This is a genomic window from Streptomyces sp. NPDC034103, from assembly GCF_055575395.1.
In genome coordinates this window covers 66340-81257 of record NZ_JBVISS010000003.1, presented here as the reverse complement: position 1 = coordinate 81257, position 14918 = coordinate 66340, and the positions used below count along the sequence as shown (strand labels likewise).

Here is a 14918-nt window from a genome sequence, read left to right as displayed (position 1 = left end):
CTGGCGAACGTGAGCGCGGGAGAGCCCGGATCGGTGGTGCGGCGCATGCTGCTCGGCTCGCAACTCAGGCGACTGCGTGAAGCGCGCGGAATCACCCGCGAGGCCGCGGGCTACTCGATCCGCGCCTCGGAGTCGAAGATCAGCCGGATGGAGTTGGGCCGGGTGAGCTTCAAGACCAGAGACGTCGAGGACCTCCTGACGCTGTACGGCATCACGGACGAGCAGGAGCGCGCCTCGCTGCTCGCCCTCGCCCGCGAGGCCAACGTCGCGGGCTGGTGGCACAGTTACTCCGACGTCCTGCCGAGCTGGTTCCCGACCTACGTCGGCCTGGAGGGCGCGGCCACCCTGATCCGGGTGTACGAGGTGCAGTTCGTGCACGGCCTGCTCCAGACCGAGGCGTACGCCCGCGCGGTCGTCCGGCGCGGCATGAAGGGCGCCAGCGAGGCCGACGTCGAGAAGCGGGTCGCGCTGCGGCTCGAACGGCAGAGGTACCTCGCCGACGACAACGGTCCCGAGTTCCACATCGTCCTCGACGAGGCCGCGCTGCGCCGGCCCTACGGGGACCGCGAGGTGATGCGCGGCCAGTTCCAGCACCTGATCGAGGTCTCCGAGCGCCCCAACGTACGGCTTCAGGTCATGCCGTTCGGCTTCGGCGGGCACTCCGGCGAGTCCGGCGCCTTCACCATCCTGAGCTTCCCGGAGTCCGACCTCTCGGACGTGGTCTACCTGGAGCAGCTCACCAGCGCGCTGTATCTGGACAAGCAGGAGGACGTCGCCCAGTACGAGAAGGCGCTCAAGGAGCTCCAGCAGGACAGCCCGGGGCCGAGTGAGAGCCGGGACCTGCTGAGGGGCCTGCTCCAGCTCTCCTGAGGCCTCGCGACGTCTCCCAGGGTTTTCCCCAGAACCTTGCTCTGCGTCCCCAACTCGCCAGTGGCACAAGTACGATGACGCGTGATCAGACCGTGGCGTTGATCGTGCGTCTGCTAGCGATTTGGGGATCACATGTCGTCGTACTTCACTGACCTGGCCCAGCAGTACATCGACGGTGAGTGGCGCCCGGGTACCGGTTCCTGGGACATCATCGACTTCAACCCGTACGACGGGGAGAAGCTGGCGTCGATCACCATAGCCACGGTCGACGAGGTGGACGAGGCGTACCGGGCGGCCGCGCGGGCGCAGAAGGAGTGGGCCGAGACCAACCCCTACGCCCGCCGCGCGGTGTTCGAGAAGGCCCTGCGCCTGATCGACGAGCGCCAGCAGGAGATCACCGAGGTGATCATCGCCGAGCTCGGCGGCACCCTGGTCAAGGCCGGTTTCGAACTCCACCTCGCCAAGGAGTTCCTGCGCGAGGCGATCCACCTCGCGCTGCGCCCCGAGGGCCGCATCATCCCCTCGCCGGTCGACGGCAAGGAGAACCGCGTCTACCGGGTGCCGGTGGGCGTGGTGGGCGTCATCAGCCCCTTCAACTTCCCCTTCCTGCTGTCGATCAAGTCGGTGGCCCCGGCGCTGGCGCTCGGCAACGGCGTCGTGCTGAAGCCGCACCAGAACACCCCGATCACCGGCGGCACGCTGGTCGCGAAGCTCTTCGAGGACGCGGGCCTGCCCAAGGGCCTCCTCAACGTCGTCGTCACCGACATCGCGGAGATCGGTGACGCCTTCATCGAGCACCCGATCCCGAAGGTCATCTCCTTCACCGGCTCCGACAAGGTCGGCCGCCACGTCGCCACGGTCACCGCCTCGCACTTCAAGCGCTCCGTCCTCGAACTCGGCGGCAACAGCGCGATCGTGGTCCTCGACGACGCCGACATCGACTACGCCGTCGACGCCGCGGTCTTCAGCCGTTACGTCCACCAGGGCCAGGTCTGCATGGCCGCCAACCGGATCGTCGTGGACCGTTCGATCGCGGACGAGTTCACGGAGAAGTTCGTGGCCAAGGTGAGGTCCCTGAAGGTGGGCGACCCCAGCGACCCGCAGACGGTCATCGGCCCGGTCATCAACTCCTCGCAGGCGGACGCCCTTTCGGCGGTCGTCGAGCAGGCGGTCGCCGAGGGCGCCACGGCCCTGGTGCGCGGCGAGGCGAACGAGAACCTCGTCTCGCCCTCCGTGCTCACGGACCTCCCGGCCGACTCCGCCCTTCTGCGCCAGGAGGTCTTCGGCCCGGTCGCCTTCCTGATCCCGGTCGACGGCGAGGAGGAGGCGGTCCGCATCGTCAACGACACCCCGTACGGCCTCAGCGGTGCCGTCCACACCGCGAACATCGAGCGCGGCGTCAACTTCGCCAAGCGCATCGACACCGGCATGTTCCACGTCAACGACGGCACCGTCCACGACGAGCCGATCGTCCCCTTCGGCGGCGAGAAGAGCTCCGGCGTCGGCCGCCTCAACGGCGACACCATGCTGGACTCCTTCACCACCCTGAAGTGGATCTCGGTGCAGCACGGCCGCAGCGGCTTCCCGTTCTGACCCGCCCGCCCACGAGGCCGGCGCCCGCCCCCCAGGGGGCCGCGGCGCCGGCCTCGCCGCTTTTCCGCGAGCCTTCGAGTGCTCGGTCCGTTGAGGACAGGAGCTGACCGCAAGCCCCTCTACCTTCGTAGATGTCAGGCAAAGCCAGCTGATTCCGACGAAAGGCGGCCGGTCATGGTCACTCACGTGCGAGCCGAGGCACACGGCGACGAGCGCGGCGCACTGCTCTCCTTCCTGGAGGAGCAGCGCGGCGGCATCCGGCGGTCCCTGCTGGGGCTGACCGACGAACAGGCCGCCACCAAGCCCAGCGCGAGCGAGCTGTCCCTGTCGGGCCTGCTCAAGCATGTCGCCGAGACCGAGCAGGGCTGGATCGCACGGGCCAGGGGCGAGGCCCCCGCGGTGAAGCGCGACGAGTCGAACTGGCACGAGTGCTTCACGCTGGTCGACGGCGAGACCGTGGCGCAGCAGCTCGCGTACTGGGAGGAGGTCGCCGCCGAGACGGAGGCGTTCATCCGCGCGGTGCCCAGCCTCGACGACACCTTCCCGCTGCCGAACGACCCCTGGTTCCCGCCGGACGAGCAGGTCTCGATGCGCTGGCTGGTCCTCCACCTGATCCGCGAGACGGCCCGGCACTCCGGCCACGCCGACATCGTCCGCGAGTCCCTGGACGGGGCGACCGCCTTCGCGCTGGTCGCGAAAGAGCAGGGCAGCGACTGGGGGTGAGGCCGCGCGGCCTACCCTGGACGGCATGTCAGCGATCCGTCTCCTCGTGCTGGGCGCGGTGCGCCAGCACGGGCGGGCCCACGGCTACCAGGTGCGCAACGACCTGGAGTACTGGGGCGCGCACGAGTGGTCCAACGCCAAGCCCGGTTCGATCTACCACGCCCTGAAACAGATGGCGAAGCAAGGGCTGCTGCTCGCGCACGAGATCGCGCCGTCCACCGCGGGCGGGCCGCCGCGCACGGAGTACGAGATCACCGAGGCCGGCACCGAGGAGTTCCTGCGGCTGCTGCGCGAGGCGCTGACCTCGTACGACCAGAAGACGGACATGAAGTCCGCGGCCATCGGCTTCATCGTCGACCTGCCGCGGGCCGAGGCGGTCGCCCTGCTCAAGGAGCGGATCCGGCGGATTAAGGAGTGGCGCTCGGCGGTCCTGGAGCACTACATCCCCGAGCAGGGCCCGGAGCAGCTCGGCCACATCGGCGAGATCATGAACCTCTGGGTCCACACGGCCGACGCGGAGGCCGAGTGGACCGAGGGGACGATCGCCCGGATCGAGGGCGGCGCCTACACCTTCGCGGGCGAGGGCGAGCCGTTCGTCGGCGTCCTCGCCGACGACCAGGAGAACCCGTACGCGACGGGGGAGCGGCATCCGGAGGACGCCCGCTGAGCGGGGACGCCGGTCACCGATAACAGCACTATTCAAGTTTGACTAATCGAGGGCCCGGGTATTAACCTCCAGGCTGGTAGTCAAGTTTGACTAGTGAAGGAGGGCCAGTGGCCGACGCGGCGATCATCGTCGAAGGGGCACGCAAGAGGTATGGCGGTACGGCCGGGAAGAACGCCCTGGACGGTCTCGACCTCCTGGTGGGGCGCGGGACGGTGCACGCGGTCCTGGGGCCCAACGGCGCGGGCAAGACGACCCTGGTCCGCATCCTGGCCACCCTGCTGCGGCCGGACGCGGGCCGCATCGAGGTGGCGGGATGCGACGTCGTACGGCAGGCCCGCGAGGTGCGCTTCCGTATCGGCCTGCTGGGCCAGCACGCGGCACTCGACGAGGAACTCGGCGGCCGGCAGAACCTGGAGATGTTCGGCCGGCTCCACCACCTGGGCGCGCGCCGGGCACGTGCGCGTGCCGACGAACTCCTCGCGCGCTTCGAGCTCACGGACACCGGCCGCAAGCCGGTCCGCTCCTACAGCGGAGGCATGCGCCGCCGTCTGGACCTCGCGGCCTCCCTGATCACCGAGCCGCAGGTGCTCTTCCTGGACGAACCGACCACGGGACTCGACCCGCGCGGCCGCGCCGAGGTGTGGTCCGCGGTCCGCTCCCTCGTCGGCGGCGGTACGACGGTGCTGCTCACCACGCAGTACCTGGAGGAGGCCGACCAGCTCGCCGACCGCATCTCGATCGTCGACGGCGGCCGGGTGATCGCCGACGGCACGGCGGACGAGCTGAAGGCCCTGACGGGCGGCGACCGCATCGATGTCGTCCTGCGGGACGCGGGCCAACTGGGCGCGGCGGTCGCCCTGTTGCCGCTCGGTGGGGCGGGCGTCTCGGTCGACACCGACCGCCGGCTGCTCAGCGCGCCGGTCACCGACCGGATGGCGGCGCTCTCCGGGGTCGTACGAGCGCTGGAGGGGGCCGGTATCGAGGCGGAGGACGTGGCGCTGCGCCGGCCGACGCTGGACGAGGTGTTCCTGCACCTCACGGACGGGGCCACGGGCGGGCACCGCGACCTGAGGGAGGCCGTGTGAGTACGTACGCGCTGACCGATTCCTGGACCATGACCCGGCGCGAACTCGCCCACTGGGCGCGGCAGCCGGTGCGGATCGTGGTCGGTCTGGTCTTCCCCGTGATGTTGCTGCTGATGTTCGCCTATCTGGTTGGTGGCGGCCGGGGCGTGCGCGGTGACTACGTCGACTACCTCGTCCCCGGCATGCTCGCGCTCACCATGGCCTTCGGCCTGGAGGGCACGATGGTCGCCGTCACCCAGGACCTCGACAAGGGCGTGATCGACCGGTTCCGCTCGATGCCGATGGCCAACGGGGCGGTGCTGGTGGGGCGTTCGGTGGCCGACATGTTCCAGTCGGCGCTGGGCCTCGCGGTGATGATCGGCGCGGCCTCGGCGCTCGGCTGGCGTGCGCACGACGGGGTGGCTGGCTTCCTCGGCGCCGTCGGTCTGCTCCTGCTGTTCCGCTTCGCCATGCTCTGGATCGGCATCCATCTGGCGATGGTCGCCGGGAGGACCGAGATGGTGCAGGCCGTGCAGATCCTGGTCTGGCCGGTGGGCTTCCTCTCCAACGCCTTCGCGACGCCGGACTCCATGCCGGGCTGGCTGGGCGCGGTCGTGGAGTGGAACCCGATGTCCCAGACGGCCACGGCCGTACGGGACCTGTTCGGGAGCCCCGGCGGTGAACCCGGGCATGTGTGGGCCGCGGTGGCGTGGCCGGTGGCGTTGGTGGCGGTCTTCTTCCCGCTGGCCGTGCGGAGGTTCGGGGCGTTGAACAAGTAGGGGGGCGGGGCCGGGGGCTCGCGGCCGCCGAGGGTTCACGGTGCTCGCTCAGTGATGGAAGCCCGTCGCCGCCCCCTTGTCCCGCGTCAGCGGATGCGGCTGGCGGCGCAGTTCCGGCAGGAGACGGCGCAGGTCCTCCACGAACAGCTCGGCGAGGTCGGCCGTGAAGCCGTTGCGGCACACCACCCGCAGCACGGACAGGTCCTCGCGGTTCGGCGGGAAGGTGTAGGCCGGCACCAGCCAGCCGCTCTCCCGCAGTCGCCGGGACACGTCGAAGACGTCGTACGCCGTGACGTCCTGACCGGTCGTGAAGGCGAAGACCGGCAGCTGGTCGCCGCGGGTCAGCAGCCGGAAGTCGCCGAGCGCCTCCACCTGTCCGGCGAGCCGCGTGGCCACGTCCCGGGTGGACTGCTGCACCGCCCGGTAACCCTCCCGGCCCAGCCGCAGGAAGGTGTAGTACTGCGCGACGACCTGGGCCCCGGGCCGGGAGAAGTTGAGGGCGAAGGTGGGCATGTCGCCGCCGAGGTAGTTCACCCGGAAGACGAGTTCCTCGGGCAGCGCCTCCTTGTCGCGCCACAGGGCCCAGCCGACGCCCGGGTAGACGAGCCCGTACTTGTGCCCGGAGGTGTTGATGGAGGCGACCCTCGGCAGCCTGAAGTCCCAGGACACGTCCTCGTCGAGGAAGGGGGCGACCATGCCGCCGGACGCGCCGTCGACATGCACGGGGATGTCGAGGCCGGTGCGCTCGTGGAGTTCGTCGAGGGCGGCGCAGAGGTCGCCGATGGGCTCGTAGGAGCCGTCGAAGGTGGAGCCGAGGATGCCGACGACGCCGATGGTGTTCTCGTCGCACAGCGCGGCGGCGGCCTGCGGGTCGAGATGGAAGCGGTCGCCCTCCATCGGGACCAGCCGGGGTTCCACCTCCCAGAAGGTGCAGAACTTGTCCCAGCAGACCTGGACGTTGACGCCCATCACGAGGTTCGGCCGGGCCCCGGGTTTCGGGTCCCGCTTGCTCCACCGCCGTTTGAGGGCCATCCCGGCGAGCATGCAGGCCTCACTCGATCCGGTCGTCGAACAGCCCACGGCGGCCGACGGGTCGGGCGCGTGCCACAGGTCGGCGAGGATCGCCACACAGCGCCGCTCCAACTCGGCGGTGCGCGGGTACTCGTCCTTGTCGATCATGTTCTTGTCCCGGCACTCGCCCATCAGGACCCCGGCCTGCGGCTCCATCCAGGTGGTGACGAAGGTGGCGAGGTTGAGCCGGGAGTTGCCGTCCAGCATCAGTTCGTCGTGGACGACCTGGTAGGCCGTGGAAGGCGGCAGGGGCCCGTCCGGCAGCCGGTGCTTGGGCGGGGCCTCGGTCATGCCGGCGACCGGGTCGGCCTCCCCGTAGAAGGGATTGACGGACAGCGGACGTTCGTCGGGCCTCTCGGGGCCTTGGTGGAGCGGCATCGATCGACTCCTTGGGGGTGGGATTCAGCGGACCGGGGTGCCGTGGGGAGAGGCTGGGGCGGTGGGCGCCTGCTGTGCGGTGTCCTGGGCCACGGGGTCACGATAAGCGGACAAAACGGGCGGGACATCCGGAGGGGCGGCCACCCCCTGGCCCCGGGGGCGGAAACCGGCTTGCACCTCACGTGGCGTGAGGGAGCAGCGTGGAGGACGTACCGAGAAGGGAGCGGACGAAGTGAGCTATACCGTGGGACAGGTCGCCGGTTTCGCCGGAGTGACGGTGCGCACGCTGCACCACTACGACGACATCGGACTGCTCGTACCCGGCGAGCGCAGCCACGCGGGCCACCGGCGTTACAGCGACGCCGACCTCGACCGGCTGCAGCAGATCCTGTTCTACCGCGAGCTCGGCTTCCCGCTCGAGGAGGTCGCCGCCCTGCTCGACGACCCGGAGACGGACCCGCGCGCGCACCTGCGCCGCCAGCACGAGTTGCTGACCGCCCGGATCGAGAAGCTGCGGAAGATGGCGGCGGCCGTGGAGCAGGCCATGGAGGCACGGAAGATGGGCATCAACCTCACCCCCGAGGAACGGTTCGAGGTCTTCGGTGACAAGGACCCCGAGCAGTACGCCGAGGAGGCGGAGCAGCGCTGGGGCGGCACGGAGGCGTACGCCGAGTCACAGCGCCGCGCGGCGCGCTACACCAAGGACGACTGGAAACGCATGCAGGCCGAGGTGGCCGCCTGGAGCGAGCGCTACGGCGCGCTGATGGAGGCCGGCGAACCGCCGACCTCCGAGGTGGCCATGGACATGGCCGAGGAGCACCGGCAGCACATCTGCGGCTGGTTCTACGAGTGCCCGTACGACATGCACCGGGGCCTCGGTGAGATGTACGTGTCCGACGAGCGCTTCAAGGCGTTCTACGACTCCATGCGCCCTGGTCTGGCCGAGCACCTGCGGGCCGCGATCGACGCGAACGCGGCCCGGCACACCTCCTGAGATCCCGGCCCGGGAGCAGCCCCGGGGGAGGGCCTACTCCCGGGCCAGGATCACGGCCGTCCCGTAGGCGCACACCTCCGTGCCGACGTCCGCCGCCTCGGTCACGTCGAAGCGGAACATCAGCACCGCGTTGGCTCCCCGCGCGCGTGCCTGCTCCACGAGCCGCTCCATGGCCTGGTTGCGGGTCTCGACGAGCGTCTTGGTGAGCCCCTTGAGCTCACCCCCGATCATCGACTTCAGCCCCGCGCCGATCTGGCTCCCCAGATGCCGGGAGCGGACCGTCAGCCCGAACACCTCGCCCAGCACCTCCTGGACCCGATGCCCGGGTACGTCGTTGGTGGTCACGACCAGCACGTCCGGCCGGGGGCCCTGCCCGCCGCCGTAGTCTTCGATGCCCATACCCACAGCTTTGCCCCGGCGAGGGCAGAGTGCATCCTGGGAAACCGCATGGAACCTGGGCCCTGACGGCTGCGTTGATACGTTGGGGCAGCCAGTCCCAGCCCGTCCCCCACACCAGGAGCCACAGACCCGTGACCACGCTCGCGCTCGCCCCCGAGTGGCTCAGCCCGAACTATCTGATCGAGACGTTCAGCCTGCCCGGCATCCTGCTGATCGTCTTCGCGGAATCGGGTCTGTTCGCGTTCCTGCCCGGCGACTCCCTGCTGTTCACGGCGGGTCTCTTCGTGGCCCAGGGCGAGTTCATCAGCCAGCCCCTGTGGCTGGTCTGCTTCCTGATCGTGCTGGCGGCCGTCCTCGGTGACCAGGTCGGCTACATGATCGGCAAGTTCCTCGGCCCCAAGCTCTTCAACCGGCCCAACTCCAAGCTCTTCAAGCAGGAGAACCTGGACAAGGCCCACGAGTTCATGGAGAAGTTCGGCCCCAAGGCGGTCGTCCTGGCCCGCTTCGTGCCGATCGTGCGCACCTTCGCCCCCATCGTGGCGGGCGCCGGCCGTATGAAGTACCGCACGTTCCTCACGTACAACATCATCGGTGGCGTCGCCTGGGGCACCGGCGTCACCCTCGCGGGGTACTGGCTCGGTCAGATCGACGTCATCCACCAGAACGTCGAGGCGATCCTCGTCCTCATCGTCCTCGTCTCGGTCGTCCCGATCATCATCGAGTACCTCCGCGAGCGCTCCAAGAAGAAGAAGGCGCAAGCCGAGAGCCCGGCCGCCCCCCAGGCCTACCAGCCCCCGCCCATGGACGACGCGACGACCCAGCTCCGCCGCATCCCCGCGGACGACCAGCCGCCGTACCAGCAGCAGTACGGCCACCAGAACAACCAGGGCCAGGGGCAGGGTCACGGCCAGGGCCAGAGCCAGGGTCAGGGCCAGGGGCACGGCGAGGACCAGCAGCAGTACGGCTACGACCAGTACTACGCCCCGCAGCCCCAGCAGCAACAGCCGTACGCCCAGCAGCAGTACCCGCAGGGCTACGCCGAGCAGTACCCCCAGGGCTACGGCCGGCAGAACCAGCAGTACCCGCCCGACCAGGGCTACTGACACCCGCTCAGCCGGCGGGCGCCCGGTGTCCTCAGAAGCCCCGCGTCCGCTTCGCCGCCCGGCGCCCCGCGGCGGAGCCGCCCGGGATCCTCAGGAACAACCGGGAGATCTCCGACCCCAGGTTCACCCCGATCGCGATGGCCATGGCCAGGGAAGCCGCCGTGGCCAACGAGACCAGCCCCTTGTCCACGTCGTTCTGCGCGATGGACAGCAGCCCGAAGTACGTGGCCGAACCCGGGAGCAGGGGCCCGATCGCGGCGGTCGTGTACGGCAGCGCGGAGGCGAACCGGTACCGGGACAGCAGCTGCCCGAACAGCCCCACCAGCCCGGCCGCCACCGCGGTGGAGGCGACCGGTGAGATGTCGCCGACGTAGTACATCGCGCCGTACACCGACCATGCGACGCCGCCGTTCAGGGTGACCGCCAGCACCGTCGACCGCTCCTGCTGCAACAGCACCGCGAAGGTCAGCGACAGCAGCATCGACGCGCCGATCTGCCACAGCGGCCGCTCCTCGATGGTCAGCACGACGTCGGGGTTCAGCTCGGCGCCGAGGCTCACGCCGAAGTACAGGACGATCAGCACGCCCGTGACGATGCCGACGAAGAAGTACATGACCTCCAGCAGCCGTGCCGAGGCGGTGATGTAGAAGCCCGTCAGGCCGTCCTGCACACCCGCCACCAGCGCCCGTCCGGGCAGCAGCGCGAACAGCCCGCCGGTGATGACCGCCGACGCCTTCACATCGACCCCGGCCACCGTCAGCGCGACGCCTATCGCGGCCGGCGGCATCGCGGCGACCGTGAACTGGTAGAACTCCGGCAGCCCGCGTCCCGCGCACAGCCAGGCCAGCCGGTCGCCGAGCATCGCGCCCAGCGCGGCCGCGACGAACACGATCAGATCACCGCCGACCAGCACCGAGGCCGCACCGGCGAGCAGCCCGCTCGCCCCGGTCAGCACCCAGCCGGGATACGGATGCCGGTTGCGGCGGATCTCCGCGAGCCGCCGGTAGGCCTCCTCCAGCGAGATCGCCGTCTCCGGGTCGCTGAGGTCGTCCACCAGCTGGAACACGGCCGCGAGCCGCGTGTAGTCGGTGCCGCGCCGCCGTACCGTGCGGGAGGCCGTCACCGGGTCGTCCACCAGCGACGGCTGGTAGGAGATCGACAGCAGCGTGAAGGTGACGTTCGGCTCGCAGCGGTCCAGGCCGTAGGAGCGGCACACGGCGAACATCGCCGCCTCCACGTCCTCGGCGCCCTCACCGCCCGCGAGCAGCAGCTCGCCGATACGCAGCGTCATGTCGAGCACGCGCGGGACGGCGGGCCCCTCACCCTCCGCCTTGTGCAGCGGTTCCGGCGCGGGCCGCTCGGTCACCGACATCCGCAGCATCGTCCGCATCCGGTCCTGCCAGGGCACATCCTTGGTCAGGCTGACCACGGGTATGCCGGTCGCCGGAGTGAACGCGGGCGCCTGCTTGGCGCTGTAGGTGCGCGGCGGACTGAACGCCGACCCCTCGGAATCCACCGAGGCCGCCTGCGGGACGTCCAACCCGTCCGGGACGGCGAACTCGCTGGTCGTCTCCGGTTCCGCGACCGCTCTGGGCACGGCGAGCCCTTGAGGGATCGCGAACTCGGACGTGATCTCGGGGTCGTAGACACTCCTCGCCTCGTCCGATTGCGGTTTGCGGTCCTCCGCTTCCGTCACGCACAGCTCCCGTTGACGCACCTCCGGTTCGCACCAGTATGCGCACAGACGCACCACGGGCCGCACGCGTGTGCGTGCGGCCCGTGGTGCCTCAGCAGTCGGCAGCTACCTCAGTGGCCGCCGGACTCCTTGAAGCGCTTGTAGGAACGCTCGATCTCGATCTCGGCGTCCACGCGCCCGACCCAGTTCGCGCCCTCTACGGACTTGCCGGGCTCCAGGTCCTTGTAGACCTCGAAGAAGTGCTGGATCTCCAGGCGGTCGAACTCCGAGACGTGGTGGATGTCACGCAGGTGCTCCACCCGCGGGTCCGTCGCCGGGACGCACAGCAGCTTGTCGTCGCCGCCCGCCTCGTCCGTCATCCGGAACATGCCGATCGCGCGGCACTTGATGAGACAGCCCGGGAACGTCGGCTCGTCAAGAATGACCAGCGCGTCCAGCGGGTCGCCGTCCTCGCCGAGGGTGTTCTCGACGAAGCCGTAGTCGGTCGGGTAGGCGGTCGAGGTGAAGAGTCGACGGTCCAGGCGGATCCGACCGGTCTCGTGGTCCACCTCGTACTTGTTCCGCGAACCCTTCGGGATCTCGATCGTGACGTCGAACTCCACCGGTGGCTCCTCCATGATCAGCACATAGTTCTGGTGGTTAAGTGTCCCTCACGCCGGTGTGTGATCGCGAAAGGGGCTGGTGGTCGTGCCTGAACTGAGGCCTTGGCGGGCCGCGAGACCGCATGTGGCGCGGTTCGCGAACGCCGTACGCCCCCGTCTCGCACGGGTCGCGACGGCCGCGAAGCCACGGGTCGGGCAACTCGGCCGAGCCATGTCAGCGCAGGTCACGAGGCCGAGGACCTGGCAGTACACGGCCGGAGCCGCCACTGCCGGACTGGCACTGACCGCCGTCGCGGTGACCGTCGCCGGGCCCTGGGACTCCTCGGGTCAGCGTACGGCCGAGCGGGACCGGGCCGCCGCCCTCGGACTCACGGGTGGCGCAGATCACGGTCGCGGTTCCGGGACGGCACAGGCGGGACCCGAGCCCGCGCCGAGCGCCGCCTCCGTCCTCGCCGGCCTCGGCGGGGCCGGCAACACCGTGAAGTCGGCACCGAACGGACCGGCCTTCGCCGACGTCCTCGGCCCGCTCCTGAAGGACGCCGCGCTCGGCGGCAACCGCTCGGGCGCGGTCGTCGACGTCGCCACCGGCAAGAGCCTCTACGGCTCCCACGCCGACCGCGCCCTCACGCCCGCCTCGACGACGAAGATCGCCACCGCGGTCGCCGCCCTGCACGCGATGGGCGCCGACCACCGCCTCACCACCCGCACGGCCCTGGAACCCGGCACCAAGGAGCTCGTCCTGGTCGGCGGCGGCGACCCCACCCTCACCGCCCGCGAGGACGCCGACGGCCTGGCGAGCCTGCGCGACCTCGCCGCCCGGACCGCCACCGCCCTGAAGAAGGACGGCGTACGGCAGGTCACGCTCTCGTACGACACGACCCTGTACGCCGGCTCCGCGCTGCACCCGATCGGCAAGGACGCCAACCTCGCCCCGGTCAGCGCCCTCATGGCCGACGAGGGCCGCAACGACGACTCCACCAGCGGCACCGCGGTCCGCGTGGACGACCCGGCCCTGGACGCGACCCGCAAGTTCGCCGGCTTCCTCAAGGACAAGGGCGTCCGGACCACCTCTCCCGGCCCGTCCAAGGCGACCGACCGGGCCGAGACGCTGGCCGAGGTCTCCTCGCCGCCCCTGTCCGCCCTGGTCGAGCGCATGCTGACCAACAGCGACAACGACCTCGCGGAGGCCCTGGCCCGCCAGACGGCCGTCGCGACGAAGGTGCGCGCCGACTTCGCGGGCGGCGGCCAGGCGATCCGCGCGCAGCTGAAGAAGCTCCGACTCCCGGTCACCGGCGTCTCCTTCAAGGACGGCAGCGGCCTGAACCGCGAGGACCGGCTGACCGCGGACCTCCTGACGGCCCTGCTGGTGAAGGCCGGTGACCCGGCCCACCCCGAACTCCGTCCCGTCCTCACCGGCCTGCCCGTCGCGGGCTTCACCGGCACCCTGGCCACCCGCTACGCCGACGGCGCGGCCGGCGTCGTACGGGCGAAGACGGGCACGCTGACCGGCGTGAACGCCCTGGCGGGCACGGTCGTGGACCAGGAGGGCCGGCTGCTGGCGTTCGCGTTCCTGGCGTCGGACACCACGAGCAAGGACGCGGCCCAGTCGGCGCTGGACCGCACGGCCACCGCTCTGGCGGCATGCGGCTGCGGTTGACCGGCGGGGCGGGTGGCCGGGGCGTCGACCCCGCCGTGGCGCCGCCGCGAGCGCAGGGGGCCCGGGGAACCCCACGGTCGACGGCAGTGGCAACCGACCGCCGCGGCCTGCCCCAAGCGGGGACGCTCACGTACGGTTGACGCATGACGAGCATCGGTGGTGCCGAGATGGTCGACTGGAATCTCGCGGTGGCGACCGCGACCCGGCTCGTGCGGCCGGGCCCGGAGGTGAGCCGCGACGAGGCCCGGGCTGTCGTCGCCGAGCTGCGCCGGCACGCCAAGGCCTCGGAGGAACACGTCCGCGGATTCACCCGAATGGGTACCGAGGAGACCCACGACACCCCGCTCCTCGTCGTGGACCGCGCGGGCTGGATCAAGGCGAACGTCGCCGGCTTCCGGGAACTCCTGAAGCCGCTGCTCGAGAAGATGCAGGAACGGCGCGGCGGCTCGCCGGGCGGCGCGGTCCTCGGCGCCGTCGGCGGCAAGGTGACCGGCGTCGAACTCGGCATGCTGCTGTCCTTCCTGTCCTCCCGCGTCCTCGGCCAGTACGAGACCTTCGCCCCGGCCTCCCGGGAGTTCCCCGCCGGCGCCAACGGCGGCGGCCGACTGCTGCTGGTCGCGCCGAACATCGTGCACGTGGAGCGCGAACTCGACGTCCAGCCCCACGACTTCCGCCTGTGGGTGACCCTGCACGAGGAGACGCACCGCACGCAGTTCACCGCGGTGCCCTGGCTGCGCGACCACCTCGAGGGCGAGATCCAGTCGTTCCTGGGGGAGACCGAGGTCGACCCCATGACCGTCCTGGAACGTGTCCGGGAGGCGGCCCAGTCCCTCGCCGGCGGGCGTCCCGAGGGCGAGGAGGACGACGGCGGCCGCTCGTTCGTGGAGATCGTGCAGACGCCCGCCCAGCGGGAGATCCTCGGCCGGCTCACCGCCGTGATGTCCCTCCTGGAGGGCCACGCCGACTTCGTGATGGACGGAGTGGGCCCGGAGGTCGTGCCGACCGTCCAGGAGATCCGCGAGAAGTTCCAGCAGCGCCGCGCCAAGGGCGCCTCCCGGCTCGACATGGCCCTGCGCAAGCTGCTGGGCCTGGACGCCAAGCTCCGGCAGTACCGCGACGGCGAACGCTTCGTGCGGGCCGTCGTCAACGAGGTCGGCATGGACGGCTTCAACCGCGTGTGGACCTCCCCCAACACCCTCCCGACCAAGTCGGAGATCGCCAAACCGGCGGACTGGATCACACGCGTGCACCGCAAGGCGGAGTAGTGACTCCGGGGGCCGGGGCGTGAACCCCGCGGAAAGGTCGTGAAGGAAATCCGGTCG

At 70.5% G+C, this 14918-nt stretch carries 14 protein-coding genes; 10 read left to right on the top strand and 4 right to left on the bottom strand.

Annotated elements, in window-relative coordinates:
• Nucleotides 1-45: 45 nt before the first annotated feature.
• From ACZ56U_RS06495 to ACZ56U_RS06470, 6 genes are all read left to right on the top strand, one after another.
• Nucleotides 46-870, top strand: a complete 825-nt coding sequence (locus ACZ56U_RS06495; RefSeq protein WP_469083395.1) for a helix-turn-helix domain-containing protein — start codon at nt 46-48, stop codon at nt 868-870.
• Nucleotides 871-1002: 132 nt separating this feature from the next.
• A complete protein-coding gene (locus ACZ56U_RS06490; protein ID WP_469082924.1) occupies nt 1003-2463 on the top strand; it encodes an aldehyde dehydrogenase family protein in 1461 nt (486 codons plus the stop codon).
• Nucleotides 2464-2637: 174 nt separating this feature from the next.
• Nucleotides 2638-3186, top strand: coding sequence for a DinB family protein (locus ACZ56U_RS06485; protein ID WP_469082923.1), 549 nt, complete (start codon nt 2638-2640; stop codon nt 3184-3186).
• Between the two features lie 25 nt (nt 3187-3211).
• Nucleotides 3212-3853, top strand: a complete 642-nt coding sequence (locus tag ACZ56U_RS06480; RefSeq protein ID WP_469082922.1) for a PadR family transcriptional regulator — start codon at nt 3212-3214, stop codon at nt 3851-3853.
• A 107-nt stretch (nt 3854-3960) separates the two neighbouring features.
• Entirely contained in the window at nt 3961-4938 is a 978-nt protein-coding gene (locus ACZ56U_RS06475) for an ATP-binding cassette domain-containing protein (RefSeq protein WP_469082921.1), read from the top strand.
• Complete coding sequence (locus ACZ56U_RS06470; protein ID WP_469082920.1) at nt 4935-5696, top strand: ABC transporter permease; 762 nt, start codon at nt 4935-4937, stop codon at nt 5694-5696. Before ACZ56U_RS06475 ends, ACZ56U_RS06470 begins: the two co-directional genes overlap by 4 nt.
• A 48-nt stretch (nt 5697-5744) precedes the next feature.
• On the opposite strand, the gene ACZ56U_RS06465 is transcribed toward ACZ56U_RS06470, so the two are convergent.
• On the bottom strand, nt 5745-7145 hold the full coding sequence (locus ACZ56U_RS06465; protein ID WP_469082919.1) for a glutamate decarboxylase: 1401 nt from the start codon (nt 7143-7145) through the stop codon (nt 5745-5747).
• A 232-nt stretch (nt 7146-7377) separates the two neighbouring features.
• On the opposite strand from ACZ56U_RS06465, the gene ACZ56U_RS06460 reads away from it, so the two are divergent.
• Nucleotides 7378-8139, top strand: coding sequence for a MerR family transcriptional regulator (locus ACZ56U_RS06460; protein ID WP_469082918.1), 762 nt, complete (start codon nt 7378-7380; stop codon nt 8137-8139).
• A 33-nt stretch (nt 8140-8172) separates the two neighbouring features.
• Here the strand turns inward: ACZ56U_RS06460 and ACZ56U_RS06455 are convergent, their stop codons facing one another.
• Nucleotides 8173-8538 (bottom strand): YbjQ family protein, encoded by a 366-nt coding sequence (locus ACZ56U_RS06455; RefSeq protein ID WP_469082917.1) that lies wholly within the window; start codon nt 8536-8538, stop codon nt 8173-8175.
• A gap of 131 nt (nt 8539-8669) precedes the next feature.
• Here ACZ56U_RS06455 and ACZ56U_RS06450 point away from each other — a divergent pair, with 131 nt between their 5' ends.
• The gene (locus ACZ56U_RS06450) at nt 8670-9641 is read left to right on the top strand and encodes a DedA family protein (RefSeq protein WP_469082916.1); all 972 of its coding nucleotides are present in this window, start codon (nt 8670-8672) and stop codon (nt 9639-9641) included.
• Nucleotides 9642-9672: 31 nt separating this feature from the next.
• Here the strand turns inward: ACZ56U_RS06450 and ACZ56U_RS06445 are convergent, their stop codons facing one another.
• Together ACZ56U_RS06445 and ACZ56U_RS06440 are read right to left on the bottom strand one after the other, a co-directional pair.
• On the bottom strand, nt 9673-11337 hold the full coding sequence (locus ACZ56U_RS06445) for a threonine/serine exporter family protein (protein ID WP_469082915.1): 1665 nt from the start codon (nt 11335-11337) through the stop codon (nt 9673-9675).
• A 110-nt stretch (nt 11338-11447) separates the two neighbouring features.
• Entirely contained in the window at nt 11448-11939 is a 492-nt protein-coding gene (locus ACZ56U_RS06440) for an inorganic diphosphatase (protein ID WP_030942583.1), read from the bottom strand.
• A 211-nt stretch (nt 11940-12150) separates the two neighbouring features.
• Here ACZ56U_RS06440 and dacB point away from each other — a divergent pair, with 211 nt between their 5' ends.
• Nucleotides 12151-13596, top strand: coding sequence for a D-alanyl-D-alanine carboxypeptidase/D-alanyl-D-alanine endopeptidase (gene dacB / locus ACZ56U_RS06435; RefSeq protein ID WP_469082914.1), 1446 nt, complete (start codon nt 12151-12153; stop codon nt 13594-13596).
• Nucleotides 13597-13739: 143 nt separating this feature from the next.
• Complete coding sequence (locus ACZ56U_RS06430; protein ID WP_469082913.1) at nt 13740-14861, top strand: zinc-dependent metalloprotease; 1122 nt, start codon at nt 13740-13742, stop codon at nt 14859-14861.
• Nucleotides 14862-14918 lie beyond the last annotated feature (57 nt).